At 68.4% G+C, this 19,723-nt stretch carries 8 protein-coding genes; all 8 read right to left on the bottom strand.

Annotation, left to right across the window (positions count from 1 at the left end):
* Positions 1–2: 2 nt before the first annotated feature.
* The 8 genes from CWS39_RS15830 to CWS39_RS15795 are packed head-to-tail and all read right to left on the bottom strand — an operon-like array spanning position 3 to position 19,704.
* Positions 3–218: an MbtH family protein gene (locus tag CWS39_RS15830; protein ID WP_102143881.1), complete on the bottom strand. Its 216-nt coding sequence runs from the start codon at positions 216–218 to the stop codon at positions 3–5.
* Positions 196–1,488, bottom strand: coding sequence for an NADPH-dependent L-lysine N(6)-monooxygenase MbtG (mbtG, locus tag CWS39_RS15825; RefSeq protein ID WP_102143880.1), 1,293 nt, complete (start codon positions 1,486–1,488; stop codon positions 196–198). Before mbtG ends, CWS39_RS15830 begins: the two co-directional genes overlap by 23 nt.
* Positions 1,485–5,987 carry a non-ribosomal peptide synthetase gene (locus CWS39_RS15820; RefSeq protein ID WP_102143879.1) on the bottom strand — a complete coding sequence of 1,501 codons (4,503 nt, stop codon included), beginning with the start codon at positions 5,985–5,987 and terminating at the stop codon, positions 1,485–1,487. The genes mbtG and CWS39_RS15820 overlap by 4 nt, the downstream gene beginning before the upstream one ends.
* Positions 5,984–11,209, bottom strand: coding sequence for a non-ribosomal peptide synthetase (locus tag CWS39_RS15815; protein WP_102143878.1), 5,226 nt, complete (start codon positions 11,207–11,209; stop codon positions 5,984–5,986). The genes CWS39_RS15820 and CWS39_RS15815 overlap by 4 nt, the downstream gene beginning before the upstream one ends.
* Complete coding sequence (gene mbtD / locus CWS39_RS15810; protein ID WP_102143877.1) at positions 11,206–14,157, bottom strand: mycobactin polyketide synthase MbtD; 2,952 nt, start codon at positions 14,155–14,157, stop codon at positions 11,206–11,208. The genes CWS39_RS15815 and mbtD overlap by 4 nt, the downstream gene beginning before the upstream one ends.
* Positions 14,157–15,482: a beta-ketoacyl [acyl carrier protein] synthase domain-containing protein gene (locus tag CWS39_RS15805; RefSeq protein WP_102143876.1), complete on the bottom strand. Its 1,326-nt coding sequence runs from the start codon at positions 15,480–15,482 to the stop codon at positions 14,157–14,159. The genes mbtD and CWS39_RS15805 overlap by 1 nt, the downstream gene beginning before the upstream one ends.
* Positions 15,479–16,204: a thioesterase II family protein gene (locus CWS39_RS15800; RefSeq protein ID WP_102143875.1), complete on the bottom strand. Its 726-nt coding sequence runs from the start codon at positions 16,202–16,204 to the stop codon at positions 15,479–15,481. Before CWS39_RS15800 ends, CWS39_RS15805 begins: the two co-directional genes overlap by 4 nt.
* A 2-nt stretch (positions 16,205–16,206) precedes the next feature.
* Positions 16,207–19,704, bottom strand: coding sequence for a non-ribosomal peptide synthetase (locus CWS39_RS15795; RefSeq protein ID WP_233213530.1), 3,498 nt, complete (start codon positions 19,702–19,704; stop codon positions 16,207–16,209).
* Between the last annotated feature and the right edge of the window lie 19 nt (positions 19,705–19,723).

Genomic DNA, 19,723 nt, shown 5'->3' with positions numbered 1-19,723 from the left:
AGTTAATCGCTGACCATCGCCTCACGCAGGCTGCGCGGGCGCAGGTCGGTCCAGTTCTGTTCGACATAAGCCAGGCAGTCGGCGCGGGTGCTCTCACCGAACACCACCCGCCAGCCCGCGGGGACGTCGGCGAAAGTCGGCCACAAGCTGTGTTGGTCCTCCTCGTTGACCAGCACATAGAAGGTGCCGTTCTCGTCATCGAATGGGTTGGTGCTCATCGCTACTCCTGATCGTGGTGTCGGCACTTGCTGAATAGTCGGATCCCAGGACTCGGTCGGACAGCAGCCCCAGGCAACTGAGGTTGGGAAACCCAGGGCCCTGGGTGAGCCCGGACAGCCCGGGCAAGAACAGCTTCGGGACGACGTCGGTGACCGCGAGGTCGTAACCGATGCTTTGCTGCAGCGCCTCACCGGTCAGCGGACCACCGAGCCCGAGCTCCAGTAGGTCGAGCGCGTCTTGACCCAGCAGCGGCACGAACCACAGCGCGTCGGCTCCCGACCCGTCGATCACCAGGTCGAAACCGTGCACGGTCTCCAGGCGTTCGCTGCCCCGCTCGGTCTGCAGGGTCAGCCGGATCTTCTCGTCGCGGGCCACAGCGTGCGCGACTCGACCCCGCAAGTGACGGATCCGGTCGTCGGCAAGCAGGGCGTCCTGCACCCGCGCCGAGAACACGCCACGGTCGGTGCGGGCCAACGCATCACGGCGTTCGGCCAGCGTCAGTTCGGTCCAGCCGGTCGGATCGGAGAACAGCGTGTTCTCGAAGAAGCCCTCACCCCGGGTGAACAGCGTCACCTGCGGTGAGATCACGGTGATGGTCGAAACCCGATGCCGGAACAGCTCATTGAGCATCGACGCGGCGGTCTCCCCGCCACCGATCACTGCGACCCGCTCGGCGACGATCAGCTCGTGTGCCGCGGCGCGGTGCCAGAACTGCGCGATGGACAGCACCCGCGGGTTGCCGGGCAGGATGGATCGTTCGGCCTGCCCCGGGCCGGAGATCATCACCGCGTCGGCGTGCACCGTGGTCTCGTGGGTGTGCAGCGCCCATCGCCGTTCGGACACCGAGATGCGTTGCACCTCACCGGCTATCACAGTCATGTCGATGTTGTCGGCCACCCAACGCAGGTACTGGCTCCACCTGCGATGCGTGGGCGCGGGCCGGCCGCGGTCCACCCATTCGGCGAACTGTCCGGTCGCGATCAGATACGACTGCCAGCTGTGCCGGGTCATCCGCTCGTCGAGTTCGGCGTTGCGGCGCGGCACCAGCGACGACCGGTACGGGAACCCGACGTCCTTCTCCGGGCTCGTGCCCAGCCGGTGCTGCCCGTCGGTCCAGCCGCCGCTGGCCTGCCAGTTGGCCGCGATTCCCGTGCGTTCGACGGCGATGACGTCCGGGACATCGACTCCCATCGTGCGCAGTTCGGCGGCCTTGGCGGCGACGGCGACCGCTTTGGCGCCGGCGCCGACAACGGCCAGCGTTGCACTCACAGGGCCTCCCCCAACACGTCTATGGCGCGGCGCCACAACTCCGCCAACTCGTCGAGTTCCGCTGCTGTGGAAAGCTTCTCGCTCCGCCGCCAGCTCGTCATCAGCTGCGGCCCTTCGGTGGTGGAGGTCACGACAGCGATGACGTCGAACGTATAGCGCAGCGGCAGATCGGGTTCCGGCGCCAGTGGCAGCTGTTCGTTGAGCGCGGCGTCGGTGATCAGTGACCACGGCGAGGTGTCGGCGCCCGCCCGCACGGCGGGGTCGGCACTGAGGTCGTAGCGGCCGATGTAATTGAACTCGACCTGCGGGTGGCGCGCTGCGACGAGAGCGGGATCGGCGCGGTGGTAGCGCAGCAGCCCGTAGTCCAGGCCGCGGTTGGGCACGGCGGCAACGTCTTTGGCCACGTTGTCCACCAATGCCCGCGCGGCGTCCGGATCGCGCTGGGCCGTCTGCACATCGACGGGCTTGTCGCCGGCGCCCAATCGCACCGGGTACACCGAGGTGAACCACCCTACCGTCGCCGAGGTGTCGACCGAACTGGCCAACTGACTGTCTTCGCGGCCGTGTCCCTCCAGCGCGATCAACGCGCCATGCTCGGCGGACTGACCGCGGGAAACCTGCCACGACGTGATGGTCATCGTCAATGCGGCCAGCAGGAAATCCCGCATCTCGATCCCGGACCCGTCGACCTTGTCGAGAATGCGGCGGGTGGTCGCGCTGTCGGTCGCGACGTCGGTGCGCCGCAACGACCCCCACGTGTCAGTGGTCGGATCCGGCAGGCGCCTGCCCAACGCCGGGTCCGGCGCGCCGAGCTGGCGGGTCCAGTACTCACGTTGCGCCGTCACCTCGTCGGTGCGACTGCGTTCGTCCAACAATTGGCAGAACTCGCGGTAGGTGGTGTATTCCGTTGCCACCTTGGGTGTTTCGCCGGCATTGAGATCGGCGGCGATCTGCGCCATACCGGCCAGCATCACGTACCACGACACCACATCGGTGGCCAGGTGGTGCACGCACATCAGCAGGCACGCGGGCCGACCGGCGAACGACACCGCCTGGATCATGGAGCCGGTCGTCGGGTCGATGCGGTTCTGCGCGGCGCGCGATTCGGCCGCCAGGGCGGCCTCGGCCGGGGCGTCCACCCGATGCAAAACATCGGCCGCCCGAACCGATCCCGGCGGCCGAGTGGTCAGCCGGTACCGCCCGTCGCGGACTTCCAGTACCGAACGCAGCATGTCGTGGCGATCCAGCAGCGCCTGCAGCACCTCCTCCAGTCGCTCGCCGGACATATCGGGCGGCAGCGCGATGATCACGTCCTGGGTGAACCGGCGGAAATTTCCGCACTCGTACATCCAGGAGACGATGGGTGCGGGCAGCACTTCGCCGTATCGATCGGCGTCGACGCCCGCGGGTCCGTGCGGACCGACGCCGTTGTCGATGGCCGCGGCCAGTTCCCGGATGGTGTTGCATTCCAGCATCAACCGGGCCCGCATCTCGATGCCCCGTCGACGCGCCGCCTGCACCAGCGATAGCGCGGCGATGCTGTCCAGGCCCATCTCCAGGAACTCGGCGGTCACGTCGACCTGCGGGGCGTCCAGGACGTCGCACAGCAGTTCGGCCAGCGCGGCTTCGGTGGCGGTTTCCGGTGCGGTCGCGGCAATTTCGCCGAAATCGATTGCGGTCAGGGCGCTCTCGTCCACCTTGCCATGCGTGGTGAGCGGCAGCTCGCCGACGACGACGATGTGGTGCGGAACCAGGTAGCGCGGCAGTCGCTTGGTGAGCATGCCGCGCAGTTCAGACACCGACGGCGGGTTCTCCCCCGCCGCCACATACGCGATCAGCCTCGGGCCGCTGGCGTGGCGGCGCACCGCGACGTGGGCATGGCGCACCGCGGGATGGCTGTGTAGCACCGCCGAAATCTCGCTGGGCTCAACACGAAAACCGCGGATCTTCACCTGATCGTCGGTGCGGCCCAGGAACTGCAGAGCCCCGTCCGGCCCGCGGCGAACGACATCACCGGTGCGATACATCCGGCGGCCGGGCACGAACGGATCCGCGACGAAGCGGCCCGCAGTCTCGGCCGGGCGACCGAGGTAGCCGCGGGTCAACTGATCGCCCGCCAGGTACAGCTCACCGGCCACGCCGTCCGGTACCGGCCGCAGCCAGGAATCCAGCACGTGCGCAACGGTGGGCCGGGTGGGATGTCCGATCGACGGCTGTGCGTGCTCGGCGATGGTGGCGACGACCGCCTCGACGGTGGTCTCGGTGGGCCCGTAGCAGTTGTAGGCCGACATTCCGGTGCGGGCGCATTCATCTTGGATCAGTCGCCAGGCTGCGACCCCGACGGCTTCCCCGCCGAGGGCCAGCACCGTCAGCGGCACCGTGGACAGCAGGCCGACGTTGTGCAGTTGGGCGAACATCGACGGCGTGGTGTCGATCATGTCGAGGCCGAACCGCCCGATGGTCTCGACGAGTGCCTCGGCGTCGCGCTGCACCTCATCGCCGATGACGTGCACCGAATGTCCGTCGAGCAGCGCCGCGAGCGGTTGCCACGCCGCGTCGAAGGTGAACGACCAGGCGTGTGCGATGCGCAACGGTCGGCCGATGCGGGTGGCGGCCGGACGCAGGATGTGCTGCGCGTGGTCATCGGCGTAGGCCAGCAGCGCTTCATGCGTGCCGACAACGCCTTTCGGCCGGCCGGTGGTGCCCGAGGTGAACACGACGTAGGCCGCCTGCTGGGGGCACACGGTTGCGGGCCGATAGTCCGGTGGCGGCTCGTCGGTCGCGGCGGCGATCAGGGCGTCGTCGACGACGACATGGACGGCGGCCTGCGCCAGGATGTCGTCGATGCGCACGGCGGGCATGGCCGGGTCGAGCGGCACGATCATGCCGCCGGCCTTGAGCACGCCCAGCATCGAGACCACGTAATCCGGTCCGCGCGAGAGCTTTATCGCGACCGGTGTCTCGCTACGCACCCCGCGCGCGACAAGTGCCGCGGCGACACGGTCAGCTGCCTCGTCAAGCTCGCGGTAGGTCATCTGGCCGCTGTGCCACGTCACGGCGACCGAACCCAGTCGGCCGCCGGCGATTTCGGTGAACTTCGTGTGCACGCCGCAGCCGGCCACCGCCGGTGACCGCGTGGCACCGCGGGCCTGGATGCGCTCGCGCTCATCGTCGAGGAGAACGCCGACATCGCGAAGTGGACTGTCCCAGCGGTCGATCAGACGTTGCACGATCGAAAGCACGCGCGTGCCCAGGCTTTCCGGACTCATCGGGCCGAGCGCACCGTCAATCACCTCCACCAGCACGATGAGTTCACCGTCGGTGAGATGCGCGGCGATGGTTACCGGAAAGTGTGAAAGGCTTTCCAGCGCGGCCGGGTAGAACGTCGCGCCGTTGGCGGTGAACTCCGTACCGCCGACCACCCCGCCGGGCGGGAAGTTCTCGTACACCAGCAGCGTGTCGAACATTTCCCCGACGCCGCCGAGTGCCCGGAGTTCGGCATGCCCGAGATAGCTGTGGTCCCGCAGCGCGGCCGCTTCACGTTGCAGCGCGACGCATTGCGCGCCGACCGGCTGCGCGGGGTTCAGCCTCACCCGCAGTGGCACGGTGTTGATGAACAGGCCGATCATGGTCTCGACGCCGGTCAGTTCACTGGGCCGGCCCGACACCGTCACGCCGAAGACCACGTCGCCGCGGTCGGTGAACGCCGACAACAGTGTCGCCCAGGCTATTTGGAACAAGGTGTTCACCGTGACACCACGGGAGCGGGCGGCTTCGGCCAGGCGGCCGGTGGCGTGGCGATCGAGCCGCAGTTCGGTGCGACGCGGGATGCCGGCCGGTGCCTCGGCTCCGGTCAGCGCGGGTGTCAGCAGCGTCGGACCGTCCAGGCCTGCCAGGTGCTGCCGCCACAGGCTGCGGCTCGCCTCGGGGTCACGGGTGGCCAACCAACCGATGTAGTCGCGGTACGGCCGGGGCGACGGCGGCAGCGCCGCGGTGTCACCGCTACAGCGGTACAGCGTGATGAGCTCGCCGACGAACAGCGGCAACGACCACCCGTCGATCACGATGTGATGGGCGACGACCACCAGATGCCAACGCTCGTCGGGCAATTCGATGAGCAGGAACCGGATCGCCGGCCCGCGTTCGAGATCGAACGGGCGGCGGCGCTCCTCGGCTTCCAGGGCCTCGACGTCCTCCGGCCGGGCGCTGACATGGCGCCAGGGCACCTCGACGTGGCTCGGGATCACCTGCACCGGCCGGCTCAGCTCACCGCGGAAAAAGCTTGCCCGAAGGTTGGGGTGACGCACCAACATCGTTGCCGCGCAGTCGCGCAGCAGCTCGACGTCGAGTCGGCCGGTGACATCGGCGGCCATCGCGATGGTGTACGGGTCAGCGCCGTCCTCGCGGTCGGTGAGGGCGGCCATCGAAAACAGGCCCTGCTGCAGCGGGCTCAGCGCCATCACATCTTCGATGGCGGGTTTTGTGTCGGTTGACGTCATTGGGCACCGTCCCGCGACGCGGTCCACGACGCGCTCAGCGCCGCAAGTTCGTCGGCCGACAACCCGGAAGCCGACATCGGCTCGTGGTGCGTATCGCCCGCGTCGGGTTCGGGGCTCCTGTCCGCCTCTTCGACGGCGGCAGCGAGCGCGTGCAGCGCGGGATGTTCGAACACCATGCGTGCCTTCAGCCCGATCCCGGCGTCCTTGGCCCGCGCGGCCAGCTGCACGGCCAGGATGCTGTCGCCGCCGAGCTCGAAGAAGTCGTCGTAGCGCCCGATCTCGTCCACGCTGAGGATCTCGGCGAGCATCGCGGCCAACGCGCGTTCGGTGTCGGTGCTCGGCGGCTCGTGCGGTGCTGAACCTGACGGCAGCACCTCGGTTTTGGTGTGCAGTGGCGTGTGTTCGACGAACTCCAGTTGACCGTCGTCGATCCAGCGTCCCTTCCCGCCGCTGCGGTACAGCCGCGAACCGGGCTCGCCGGCATAGGGATTGGGCACCAGTCGGGTTGCGGTGAGGCCCGGGGTACGCCACCGGCCGTCGACAAGCGGGCCGTCTGAAAGGTAGATGTCGCCGACCACACCGACCGGAACCGTCTTCAGCGCGTCGTCGAGGATGTACACCCGCCCGGCGCCCCACTCGTCGAGGATGCGGCGCTTCTCGTCGGCGTCGGCTATCTCGATGTCCCGCAGCGTCTGGTCCGGATCGTCGGCGAACGCGTCGAGGACGCGACCGACCCAGCGGACAAACCGTTGCGCAGTGGCGCGTTCGTAGAGTTCCGGACGATAGATGACGTGGCCGCGATAGGCGTCATCGGTGGCGAAGAAGTTCAGCGACAGATCGGCGTGCGCTACGTCGAACGTCGGCTCCAACGCGGTGAACGTCGTGTCGCCGTCGGGTCCGGAGTCGATGACGCGGCCTTCCGGCAATTGTTCGCGGACGTGCACCACCACACTGAACAACGGGTTGCGCGCCAGCGTCCGGACCGGGCTCACCGCATCCACCACCTGGTCGAACGGCAGATCCTGGTGCGCGAACGCCGACAGCGCTGTCTCCCGGGCACGACGCAGCACCTCCCGGACCGTCGGATTGCCCTGCAGGTCGTTGCGAAGCACCACGAAGTTGACGAAAAACCCGACGAGCTGGTCCAATTCGGCCTCGGTGCGGCCGGCAACCGGGGTGCCGAGCGGGATGTCCGGCCCGCTTCCCGCCTTGTGCAGGACGACGGCGACGGCGGCCTGCAGCAGCATGAACTCGGTGATGCCGAGCTCACGGCTCAACGCAGCCAGCTTGTCGCGGGTGGCGGCGGCGATGCTGAACTCGACGGAGTCGCCGTCACCGCTGGGCACCGGCGGGCGCGCGAAGTCGGGTCGTAAGCCGTTTTCTTCCGGCAGCCCGTCGAGCTGTCGCAGCCAGTAATCCCGTTGCGGGCCAACGATACCGGTGCTTTCGTCCAACAATGCTGCCTGCCAGACACCGTAGTCGGCGTACTGCACGGGCAGCGGCGCCCACGCAGGCGGTTGGCCGCCGCGGCGGGCCCGGTAGGCGGTGAGCAGATCGATGAACAGCACGTTGGCCGACCAGTGGTCGCCGGCGATGTGGTGCATGACGAGGGACAACACGTGCTCTTCCGGAGGGCTGGAGCGAAGCGACCCGGGATCTTGCGGAGTGGTGCTGAATACGGCCGCCCGAATCGGCCAGTCACGCTCCAGGTCAAAGACGTGCCGGCGCTCGCGGTCCAGTTCGGCCTGTAGCCAGTCTTCGCCGTCTCCACGAGCGCGTCGGACCGTCACCGGGTGCGGGGTGTTGACGATCTGGTATGGCACGCCGTCGATTTCGCGGTAGGTGGTGCGCAGGATCTCGTGACGGTCGACGACATCACCGATGGCTGCGACCAGCGCGTCGACATCGCACGGGCCGTGTAGCCGGGCGGCGAACGGAATGTTGTTGACCGCGCTCGGTCCCTCGACCCGGTATGCGAACCAGCTCCGCAGCTGGGAAGCCGACAGCGGTGCCGGTCCGTCGTGCGGCACGGCGATCAGCCGCGGCCGCGCAGGTGCCGCCTCACCGGAGGCCAGCGCGTCGATGTGGGCGGCCAGCCGTGCCAGCGTACCCTGCTCGAAGATCTCCCGGACCCCGATGTCGACGCCGCATCGGGTGCGCACGGCTGCGACCAGTTTGGTGGCCAACAACGAATGCCCGCCGAGGTCGAAAAACGAGTCGTCGGCGCCGATGCGCTCGCGGCCGAGGAGTTCGGCGAAAAGTTCCGCGAGTTGACGTTCGGTCGCGGTGCTCGGCTCACGGAATTCCGTGGCAGACAGGATCTGTGGAGTCGGCAGCGCGGCGCGATCGATCTTGCCGTGTGCGGTGATCGGAATCTCGTCGAGCACGACGTAGCCGGCCGGAACCATGTACTCCGGCAGGGCGGCCGCGACCCGCGCGCGGATCCGGTCGACCTCGACTCCGTCGGCGTCGGCCGCCGGGGTCAGATAGGCCACCAAACTCTTGCCGAGCTGCGGTAGATCGCTGACCACCACAACCGCCTGCCCGACACTGGGATCGACCGAGATCGCGGCCGCGACGTCGCCGAGTTCGATGCGAAAGCCGCGGATCTTGACTTGTTCGTCGGCGCGCCCGACGAATTCGATGTCGCCATCGGCATTGCGGCGGGCGAGGTCCCCCGAGCGGTACAACCGGCCACCTTCGCTGAACGGGTCGGCGACGAACCGCTCAGCGGTCAACCCGGGCCTGCGGTGATAGCCGTGCGCCACATGGTTTCCGCCGATGTAGATTTCGCCGATCACACCGACGGGCACCGGTTGCAGCGCTTCATCGAGCAGATGCAGTTGGGTGTTGATCTTGGGCCGCCCGATCGGCACGATGCGGGTGCCTTGTTTGCCCTCGACCTTGTAGCGGCTGGCGTTGATGACCGTTTCGGTGGGTCCGTAGAAGTTGTGCAGCAGCGCGTCGAAGGTCGCATGGAACTTGTCGGCCACTTCACCGGGCAGCGGTTCACCGCCGATCGGTACCCGCTGCAACGTCCGCCAGTGGTTGACGCCCGGCAGCGACAGGAACAACCCCAACAGCGACGGCACGAAATGCATTGCGGTGATGCCTTCGTCGCGCAGCAGGTCGGTGAGATAGCCGATGTCGTTGAGGCCACCCGGCCGGTGGATCACCAGCCGCGCACCGCACGCCAACGTGCCGAAGACCTCCGCGATCGAGACGTCAAAGCTCGGCGAGGCGACCTGCAGCAGCCGATCGTTCTCGTCGACCCGATAGTCGCCCTTGAACCAGACGAAGTACTCCGCGACCGGTCGGTGCGGAACGGGAACGCCCTTGGGCAGACCGGTGGTGCCCGAGGTGTAGATCAGGTATGCGGTGTTGTCGGGCCGCAATGGGCGGACCCGGTCGCCGTCGGTGGGGTCGTCGGTGCGGTAGTTGTCCAGTCCCGTGACCGGTTTTCGCAGCACGAGTTTGGCGTCGCAGTCGCCGAGGATGAACGACAGCCGGTCTTCGGGATAGGTGGGATCGATCGGCAGATAAACCGCCCCGGCCTTGACCACACCCAACGCGGTGATCACCAGTTCAGGCGACTTGTCGAGCAGCACGGCGACGCGGTCCTCGGTGCCGATGCCCTGCGCGATCAGCCAGTGCGCCACCCGGTTCGCCGCTTCGTTGATGTCGCGGTAGGTGTAGTGGGTACCTTCGTACACGACGGCCACCGCGTCGGGTGTGCGAGCAACCTGCTGCGACACCAATGCGGGCAGTGTGGTTGCGGGAGTGTCGAACTGCTCGCCGCGCGACACCTCGCTCAGCCACGTCGAGTCGGCGTCGTCCATCAGAGCCAGGCGCCAGAGCGGTTTGTCCGGCTCGCTCAGCGCGTCGTCCAGCAGCACGGCGTAGTGCCGGAGCAATTGGGTGGCCAGCGCCGAGTCGATGACCTCGACGAGATGCTCAGCCTCGACAAGCGCACCGGTGGTGTCGAATTCAACCATGAACCCGAGCGGCAACTGCGTGATGTGGGAACGCAATTCGGCGCGTTCACACCGTACGCCGGGTGGGGCGAAGCCGCCGCCGTCCGGCTCACGGAAGCCGAAGCTGACGCGCGTCATGCGTTCGGCGCCGTGCCGGCGGTCGGGGTTGAGCTCGCGGACCACCCTGTCGAGGTTGATCCGTTGATGCGCGAACGCGCCGAGTGCGATGTCTCGGGTCTGCGACAGCAACTCACGGAACGTCATCGAGGAGCGTGGACGCAGCCGCATCGCGACCGTGTTGCCGTAATAGCCGATCTCGTCGTCGCTGCCCGCACCCCGATTCAGCACCGGCGTGGCGACCAGGAAATCGTCGGTGTGGGTGTAGCGGCGGATCAATGCGCCGTATGCGGCCAGCAGCACCATGTACGGTGTCGAGCCGGTCTCCCGCGCCAGCGCGGACACCCGCTCGGCCACGTCGGACTCCAGCCGCAAGGTGCTGCGTTGTGACCGCCAGCTGGTCGGCACCGCAGAGCCGGTGGGTCCCGGAAGTTCCAGTGGCTCAGGCGGATCGGCCAACACGGCCCGCCAGTAGTCCAGATCGGCTTCGGTGGTGTCCGGGCCGGCCAGGACGGTCGGGCTCCGCTCGGGCCCGAGCTCGGCACCCGTGTACGCGCGGGTGAGGTCGGTGAAGAACACCCGCCACGAGCCGTCGTCCCACGCGATGTGGTGGGCCACCAGCAGCATTACGTGCTCGTCGGAACCGGTGCGCACCAGGGTGATGCGTAGCGGCGCATCGCTGGTGAGGTCGAACGCGGCGGCGAATTCCCGCTGGGCGAGCACCTCCAGCCGCAGTTGACGGGCCTGCTCGGACAGTTCGGACAGGTCGTGTTCGGCCCAGCCCGGACGCAGGTCTTCGTGGACCGTGCGCCGCGGCGCGCCATTGTCGTCGACCTCATAGGTGGTGCGCAACACCGTGTGTTTGCGCGCGACGGCGTCGACGGCCTCGCGCAGCCGCGACGAGTCGATGTCGCCGGTGATGCGGTAGGACACGCAGACATTCAGCAGCGCGCCGCTGGGGTCGGCTTGGTGGACGAACCACATGCGGCGCTGACCGTCGGTGAGGTCGTCGAGGTTATCGGGGTCGGTATCCTGCGCTTGGGTTCGCAATCCCCGTTCGGCAAGCCTGCGGCGCAGCAGCTCCAGTCGCGATGCGTCGTCGATGCGGGTACCGAGGTCGGTGTCAGTCACGCGAAATTTTCACTCTCTCTGTGGTCTTCGAGGTTGGTGATCAGCTCAGCCCCGGTGATCCCGCCCAACAGCTTTGCGAGAGGTACGGTCCGGCCGGTGGCCTTCTTGAGCCGCTTGCGCAGGTCGAGTGCGAGCAGCGAATCCACGCCGAGGTCGAACAGTGACGCGTCGAGGTTCAGCGCCTCGATTTCGGCGATGTTCAGCACGGCCGCCAGTTCGATGCGAACCGCCTCGGCGGTGGTGGCGGCGATCGTGACCGGGGCTTCCGAAACCGCGGCGGGCCCTTGGCTGCCGAAGAACAGCCGGATCCGGTCGGCGTCGGCGGCGAGTATCAACGGGTCGACCACATGGTCGTACAGGCTGGCCTCGATAGCCAACGTCGGTGGCATCGGCCGCAATCCGGTGCGCTGCACGCGCGCCGTCTCATCCGCGTCGACGATTCCCGTGCTCTCCGCCGAGCCCTGCCACAGCCCCCAGCGCACCGCCACGCACCGCAGCCCCCTTGCCCGCAACTGATGCGCCATCGCGTCGAGCATCCGATTCGCCGCCGCGTACGCCGCGGTTCCCTTTCCGCCCCACACTCCGATCACGGAGGAACACAATAGGATTCGGGAATCAGGCCGCAGCGGCCACAGGTCGGTCATATGCGCCAGCCCGGTGACCTTTGCGCCGAACGTGTCGGCGAATACCGCCTCGGTCAGACGATCACTCTCGGCGAAGGTCGCCGTGCCGGCCGCGTGGATGAGCAATGATGCGCCATCACCGGCGAATTCCGCTGCGGTGGCCGCCAGCGTGCCGCGGTCGGTGATGTCGCACGGCGGCGATAGGACCTGGGTACCGTGCCGTTCGGCCAGCTTCGCCAACATGGCGGCGTCGGCGCCCCGGCGGCTGAGCAACACGATGCGCCTGGCACCGCGCTCGGCGAAGTAGCGCGCATAGTGCAGTCCTATCGCTCCGGCGCCGCCAGTGATCACCACATCATCGAGAACACCGGAATCGGCCGGCCAGGCCGGTGCCGCCGGCGCGGTGCCGCCCACCTCGCGCCCGTATAGGACCGGGCCGTCGGATGTTTCGCGCAGCGCCACCTCGCCTCCGCCCGCGATCAGGACATCGAGGACCGTTGCCGCGGCGGTCTCGCCGAGATCGCGTGACGCTAGGTCCAGATGGCCGAACGACTGATCGGGATGCTCGAAACCGATGCTGCGGTGCATTGCCGCCAGCGCCGCCTGACCCGGCAGCGGCGCCGGATCTCCTGCGGCAGCCTGTTCGCCGCCGACGGTCAGTAGCCACACGTCGCGGCACTGCGGTCCGATCTCGCTCACGTAGCCGAGGAGGCCGTCACCGACGAGGTCGGTGAGCTCTGCGGCGGCCTGCGCCGCATCGGAGTCCTCGAGCGCGGGCGCGATCGCGACGACGACGTCTGCGTCTTTCGATGACGCCGCCACCGTGCCGGGGTGGCGGTCAATCGCGGCGTGCAGCCGTTGGGCGAGCGGGGTCTGAGAGCCGAGTTCCAGCAGCGCGATGCGCCGGACCGACTCGTTGCGCGGTGTGGGTGGTGCTGTCCGCTGCCATTTTTCGATGGCGACGGTCAAGCCCGGCGCCGGCGAAAGGGGTTCGGGTGTGGCCCACATGTGCAGCTTGCGCATCGGCGCGTTCGGAAAGTCGCGAAGCGGCTCCTGCGCAGCATCCATGAAATCGGCCCAGCGGTAGCTGGGGTCCGCGACCGCTGCGGCGGCGACGTTCGCGGACAGCTGCTCCACCAACGGCTCACCGCGCCGACCCGATCCCAGGAGCACGGCGGAGTCACCGGATTCGTCCAGCACCTCACCAATGGCGTGCAGCAGTGACGGGTGCGTCGACAGTTCGACGAATACCTTTGCGCCACAACGAAGAGCAGACCGCACGGCGTGGTCGAACCGCACCATGCTCCGCAGATTCTTGTACCAGTAGTCGGTGAAATCGGTGCCGGGTGCCACCACGTCGCCGGTCACCGATCCAATGAATTGTACTGGGGTGTCGGCGAACTCGGAGCATGGCAGCTGGCCCTGCACCCAGTCCTGCAGCGGGTCGAGCACGCTGGTGTGAACCGGGAAGTTGACGGTGATCTCCCGGGCGAATTGGCCCCGGCCCTGCACGGTGTTGACGGCGGCGGTCACCGCCTCGCGGTCACCGGATACCGCGACCGCCGATGCCGCGTTGACGACCGAGAGTTCCAGCCAGCCCGGGGTGTTCGCGATGAGCTCCTGAGCGGCCTCGGCGGTGATGCCCAATGCCGCCACGGCGTAGCGTCCGGGCAGTCGGTCCACCACGCCGGCGCGGGCGGCGAGCACCGCGACCGCATCCGACAGGGTGATGGATTCCGCGATGTAGGCGGCGGCGATCTCGCCCAGGCTGTGACCGACGGTGAGGTCCGGGACGACGCCACAGGATCGCCAGACCGCGGCCAGCGCGACGGCGTGGGTGAACTGCGCACCCTGAATCTCGGTTTCGCAGAACGTATCCGGGTCGCGGTCGGTGGTCAGATACGTCACTGGGGAGGGCAGTCCTGCCGCGTCGAACGCCTCGGCGCACCTGTCGGCCGCGGCGCGATACACCGGCAGCACGCGGTAGGCGTCGGCACCCATTGACGGCCACTGGGTGCCCTGGCCCGGAAACACGAACGTGGTACGCGGGGCCGAAGGTTCTGTCGAGCGGGCCACCAGCGGGTGGTCGTCACCCGCTGCCAACGCGCGCAGGCCCGCGGCCAGCTCGCCGAGGTCACCGGCCCGAATCACGCAGCGGTGCCTGCGCACGCGTCGAGTCCGCAGCAGCTGCCCGGCCACCTGGGTGACGGGCGGTTCGCGGTCCAGGTAACGCAGGATCGCCTGCGCGTCTTCGGCGATGAGTTCCTCGGCGTGCGCGCTGAGCAGCACCGGGATACGCCCGTCGGGCCAGCTGTGCGTGGGCATCAGGCAGCCCTTGCCCCGGACGCGTCCTCCGGCATCGACACGATGATGTGGGTGTTGGTGCCACTCATCCCGAATGCCGACACCGCGGCGATTCGCGCTCCGTTGCGCGCCGGCCACGGCGTGAGCTTGTCGGCCAATCGCAAACCCTGGCTTTCCCAATCGATTTCGCGGCTGCGTTCGTCGGCGTGCAGGGTGGGCGGGATGCTTTCACGGTCGGCGGCGACGAGGACCTTGGCCAGTCCCAGTGCGCCTGCGGCGGCCTGAGAGTGGCCTACGTTCGACTTGACGGACCCCAGCAGCGGTCCCCGTCCCGCGGGGGCAGCCCCGTAGGTCTCGGCAAGCGACTGCAACTCGGTGCGGTCGCCGAGTTGTGTTCCAGTGCCGTGTCCTTCGATCACGTCGACGTCGCCGGGACGCAGCCCGGCCAGCTCCAGGGCGCGGCGAAAGAGACGGGCCTGCGCCGCACCGCTCGGGGCAGTGAGTCCGGTGGTGCGGCCGTCCTGGTTGAGGCAACTGGCCCGGACCTCGGCGAGGATGCGCCGCCGGTCGCGCAGTGCCGCCGATCGGCGCTGCAGCAAGAACATGGCGGCGCCCTCGGCCCACACCGTGCCGGTGGCATGCGCGCTGTACGGACGGCAGTGCCCGTCGTCGGAAAGCGCGTGCTGCTTTGAGAATTCGACGAAGTAGCCGGGCGAGCCCATGACCGCGACGCCGCCCGCGAGCGCGAGGTCGCAATCCCCCGCCCGCACCGCCTGCACGGCGGTGTGGAAGGCGGCCAACGCCGAGGAGCACGAGGTGTCGACGGTCAGCGCCGGGCCGGCCAGATCCAGGGTGTAGGCGATGCGACCCGAAATCACGCCCAGCGAGGTGCCGGTGATGAGATGCCCGCTGTGCTGGGAGAATTGGGCCAGCGTGGGCCCGTACTCCAGCACCGAGGCGCCGATGTAGGTACCCACGTCGTGGCCGGCGAGGTCATCGGGGTTGATTCCGCTGTTCTCCAGGGTCCGCCACGCGATGCGCAGGGCCACGCGCTGTTGCGGATCCATGGCGACCGCTTCCCGCGGTGAGATGCCGAAGAACTCGGGATCGAATCTCGCTGCGTTGCAAAGGAATCCACCCAGGTCGTGGATGGGTTTGAACCCGTCGCGCCGAGACCCGTCGAACAGCTCACGCAACGACCATCCGCGGTCGGCGGGAAAGGGGCCCAGCGCTTCGCGCTGCTCGGACAACAGCGACCAGTAGCCGTCCGCGGTGTCGACATCGCCGGGGGCCTCCAACGCCATGCCGACGATGACAACGGGGTCGACGGGGTCGTTTCCGGTCATTGCCCGCTCACCATCTTGGCCACCGAGTCGGTGTGGTCGTTGAGGTAGAAGTGGCCGCCGTCGAACAGCGACAGCGTGAAGGTGCCGTCGGTGTGGGAATCCCACCGCTGCAGCCACTCTCGCTCGATGCGGTGATCGTCGCGGCCGCCGACGGCGTGGATGTCGGCCCGGATCCGGACACCGGGCTCACACGAATAGCGGTTGAAGGCCTCGTAGTCCGCGCGTACCGCCATCAACAACAACTCCACGAAATCCTCGTCGTCGAGCAGCCGCGGATCGGTGCCGCCGAGATCCATCATGTCGGCGACCAGTTCACGGTCGGTGGTCGGCAGCGGCGACGAGCCCGCGATGGTCGACGGTGCCTGGCCGGCGGAGGCCCACAGCTCGCCCACCTCGACGCCGTGGCGTTCGGCGATGCGGGCGAATTCGAAAGCCACCACCGCACCCATGCAATGGCCGAACAGTCGCAGCGGGCCCACCCGGTCCCACTGGCCGGCCTCGTACAGTTCGGCAGCCAACTCCTCGATGGTGGCGGGAGCGGGATGGGTCAGGCGATCCGCGCGCTGCGGGTATTGGACGATGTACGCGTCAACACCATTGGCGGACAGTGCAGTAGCGAAGGATCGATAGGCCGCGGCGGCGCCGCCAGCATGCGGGAACACCACGACGGATGCCTCGGCGCCGCCACCCGGGAACCGTTTGATCCACGGCTGAAATGTCATCGCTACCGGGCCGACGCCGAGTCGAGGGCGGACAGAACATCTGCGCTCTCCATGTCCGCGACTTCCAGATACACCTCGGCGACCTGCTCGAGACGCCGGCCGTCGGCCTCACGCTCGGTAAGCGTGCGGGCCAGCGCGGAAACCGTTCGGGTGGCGAAGATGTCGGCGACCATCACCGTCGGGGTGTCCAGCCAGTCCCGAATGCGCGCCACCGCGGTGGTGGCGAGCACCGAGTCACCACCGAGCTTGAAGAAGTCGTCGGCGACGCCGATCTGCTCGATGCTCAGCAGCTCGCCGAAGATCCGCGCCAGTGCCGATTCCAAGGGCGTCGACGGTTCGCGACGCTCCCCCGGCGCGTCGTCGGCGGTGACGGCCGACGCGAGCAGACTCGACACGGCGCGTCTGTCGATCTTGCCACCGACCGTGAACGGAATCCGGTCGACGAACTCGATGTGCTGCGGAACCATATGCGGCGGAACGTATTCCGCGACCGCTTCTCGAATGCCGGATTCGGTCATACCGGGCCGGTCGGTGCGTACAGCGGCGGCCAGCGACTCCGTCGTGCGGTGTCCCGCCGCCGGAATCACGGCCGCAACCGCAGCGAACACCCCCGGCACCCGCTGCAGCGCGGCCTCGACGTCGCCGAGTTCGATGCGATAGCCGCTGATCTTGATGCGATGGTCGGCCCGACCGACGAACTCCAACGTGCCGTCGGGCCAATAGCGAGCCAGATCACCGGTGCGATACCAGGTCCGGCCGTCATACTCGACAAACCGTTCGGCGGTCAGGTCGGGTCGGCCGCGGTAGCCCCGGGCGATTCCTCGACCGGCGACCCACAGCTCGCCGGGCACCCAGTCCGGGCAGTCCTGTCCCGACGAATTCACCACGCGGCAAGCGTTGTTGGTGAACGGCGTGCCGTAGGGCACTGCCGTCCAGTGCGCGGGCGGCTCATCGACCTCGCAAATGGTCGCATGCACTGCCGTTTCCGTCGCACCGCCGAGCCCGGCGAACCGCACCCGCGGCGCCGCGGCCCGCAGCCGCCGCGCCATGTCCGGGCTCACCCAGTCGCCGCCGGTGGGCACCACGCGCAGCGATTCCAGCCGGTCCGCGCCGACTTCCAGCAGCATCTCCAGCCAGCCGGGCAGGAAGTTCAGCACGGTGACGCGGTGTGCGTCGATGAGCCGGGCCCAGTGGTCCGGATTGCGGCGGTGCTCCTCGTCGACGACGACGATCGCCCCGCCTGCGGTCAACGTGCCGAACACGTCGAGCACCGACATATCGCATTCGAGGGTGGACAGCGCCAGGCATCGGTCGTGCGGCCCGATCTCGAAGTGTCCGTTGAGGAACTCGATCGAGTTCATCGCGGCGTCGTGGGTGACCTCGACGCCTTTGGGCTCACCGGTGGACCCGGAGGTGAACAGCACGTAGGCCAGCTCGGCGGGATCGGTTGCCGCCGGGGTGATCCCGGTTTCGCGGGCCCCGACCCGCAGCGCCTCGGTCACGCTCAACGCAGGCAGCCAGGTCGGGGGCTGATCGCCGCAGACCAACGCCATCCGCACGCCGCCGGATTTCAGGATCCGCTCGGCGCGTTCGGCCGGCTGATCCACGCCTACCGGCACGTAGACGGCACCCGCCGCCAGGATGCCCAGCAGCGCCGTCACCTGCTCGGCGTTCTTCGGTCCCATCACCGCGACGGTGTCACCGGGTTTGACGCCGGCCACCTTCAAGGCGCCCGCGACCATGAGCACCTGCTCCCGTAATTGCGCGTAGCTCAGCTCACCGGACTCACTGATCACGGCGGTGGCGTCGGGGTTCGCGTCCGCCGCTGCGAAGAACCCCTCGTGCAACGAGTTTCCGCTGGGGACAGCGATGTTCGAGTTGACCGCGTCGCGCGCCGCCCGCTGCGACGCGGTGAGCAACGGGGCGGCCGGCGCCTCCCACGCCTCGTCGTCGGCGGCGAGGCGACGCAGTTCGTCGATGTGCCGTTCGAACATCGCGTCGATGACGCCCGGCCGGAACGCGTCCTCGCGGACGTCCCAGTTGACCATGACACCGCCGTCGAACTCGGTGACCTGAGCGTCCAGCAGCACCTGCGGCCCTTGGGAATTGATCCACACGGGCACGCCGAACGCCGCGGTGACGTCGGCCGAGAACAGCTCACCGAGCCCGAGCGCGCTGGTGAACACCACCGGGGCCAGCGTCTGGGTGCCGCGGTGGCGGCCCAGATCGCGCAGCACCGAAAGCCCCGGATACGCGGCGTGCGCGGCCGCGGTGTGGAACGTGCTCTGCAGCGCCTGCGCGCGAGCGGTCGCGGTGTCGGCATCGCCGAGATCGACGTCGAGCAGCAGTGAGGAGGTGAAGTCCCCGACCAGCCGGTCGACGTCGGCGTGGCGTTGTTCCCGCCCGAACAGCGGGACGTTGAGCAGAAATCGCGGCTCCGCGGACCAGCCGGCCAGCGCGCCGGAGAACGACGCGGCGACCGCCATGGCCGGCGTGAGCCCGCGACGGCGGGCGGCGGCGTAGAGCGCGTCGCGGGTCTGCGGGTCCAGCCAGTGCCACCGCCGGGTGGTTCGGTGCGGGTCGGCCTGTTCGGCCGGGGGCACCAGCGGCAGCCGCGGCGGGTCAGGCAGGTCTGCGATGCGCTGTGACCACCATTCGCGATCGGCTTCGGCGGCCTCGTTGCGCACGGCGCTCGCCTGGCGGTACTCGCGATAGGTGTAACCAAGGGCGGGCAGTTGCCGGCCGTCATACAGCGCGGCCAGATCCGCCATCAAGGTGCGGTAGCTCATCGCGTCGGCGGCCTGCATGTCGAGATCCACGTGCAGCCGGCTGCGACCGCCGGGCAGCAGCGACAGCGTCAGCTCGAAGACCTCGCCGACCAACTGCTGGTGGGATTTGGCGTCCCGGATCGCGGCCAGATGTTGTTGGGCCTCTTCGTCGCTCAGCGCGCGCAGGTCTCGCACCTCGACCGGGTACGGCTGCCGCGGCGGCCCGATGCGCTGGGTGCCGTCGGGCAGAAACTCCACCCGCAGCATCGGGTGGCGGTTCGCCAGTTCGGTGGCCGCGGCCCTCAGGCGGTCGGGATCGATTGCTTTACCGTCGAATTCGACGTACAGATGTGCGGACACGCCGCCAAGTTGCTGATCGCTCTCCCGGCCCACCCACAGCGCGTGCTGCATTGGGGCGAGCGGAAACGGCGCCGAGGCAAGCCAATCGGGTTCGTCCGAAGCGTTCGGTTCCGGTTCCCCAGAGGACTCCGTGGCCGAGGAAGCCGTGGACAACATCTGCGCCCAGGCGGCCACCGACGGGTTCGCCGCCAGGTCGGCGAATGACACGTCGACCCCACGGCGTCGCCACCGGCCGGCCAGCGACATCATCCGAATGGAATCGAGCCCCTGGCCGATCAGGTCCGCGGCGGGATCGACGTCGGCGGTGCTGATACCGAGAAGTTCGGCGACCTCCTCGCGGACGGTCTGCGAATTCGCAGTAACATCACCCACATTGCCTCCAGGGATTAGC

Origin of the sequence: Mycobacterium hubeiense (assembly GCF_002838065.1) — a bacterium.
Taxonomy (GTDB): Bacteria; Actinomycetota; Actinomycetes; order Mycobacteriales; family Mycobacteriaceae; genus Mycobacterium; species Mycobacterium hubeiense.
The sequence above is the reverse complement of the archived record's forward strand: the minus strand, read 5'-3'. Positions and strand labels throughout refer to the sequence as shown.

Excerpts from the sequence above, each read along its gene's own strand:
- CWS39_RS15830 (WP_102143881.1), bottom strand. The coding sequence starts at position 218 with ATGAGCACCAACCCATTCGATGACGAGAACGGCACCTTCTATGTGCTG.
- CWS39_RS15820 (WP_102143879.1), bottom strand. The coding sequence starts at position 5,987 with ATGACGTCAACCGACACAAAACCCGCCATCGAAGATGTGATGGCGCTG.
- mbtD (WP_102143877.1), bottom strand. The coding sequence starts at position 14,157 with ATGCCCACGCACAGCTGGCCCGACGGGCGTATCCCGGTGCTGCTCAGC.
- CWS39_RS15805 (WP_102143876.1), bottom strand. The coding sequence starts at position 15,482 with ATGACCGGAAACGACCCCGTCGACCCCGTTGTCATCGTCGGCATGGCG.
- CWS39_RS15800 (WP_102143875.1), bottom strand. The coding sequence starts at position 16,204 with ATGACATTTCAGCCGTGGATCAAACGGTTCCCGGGTGGCGGCGCCGAG.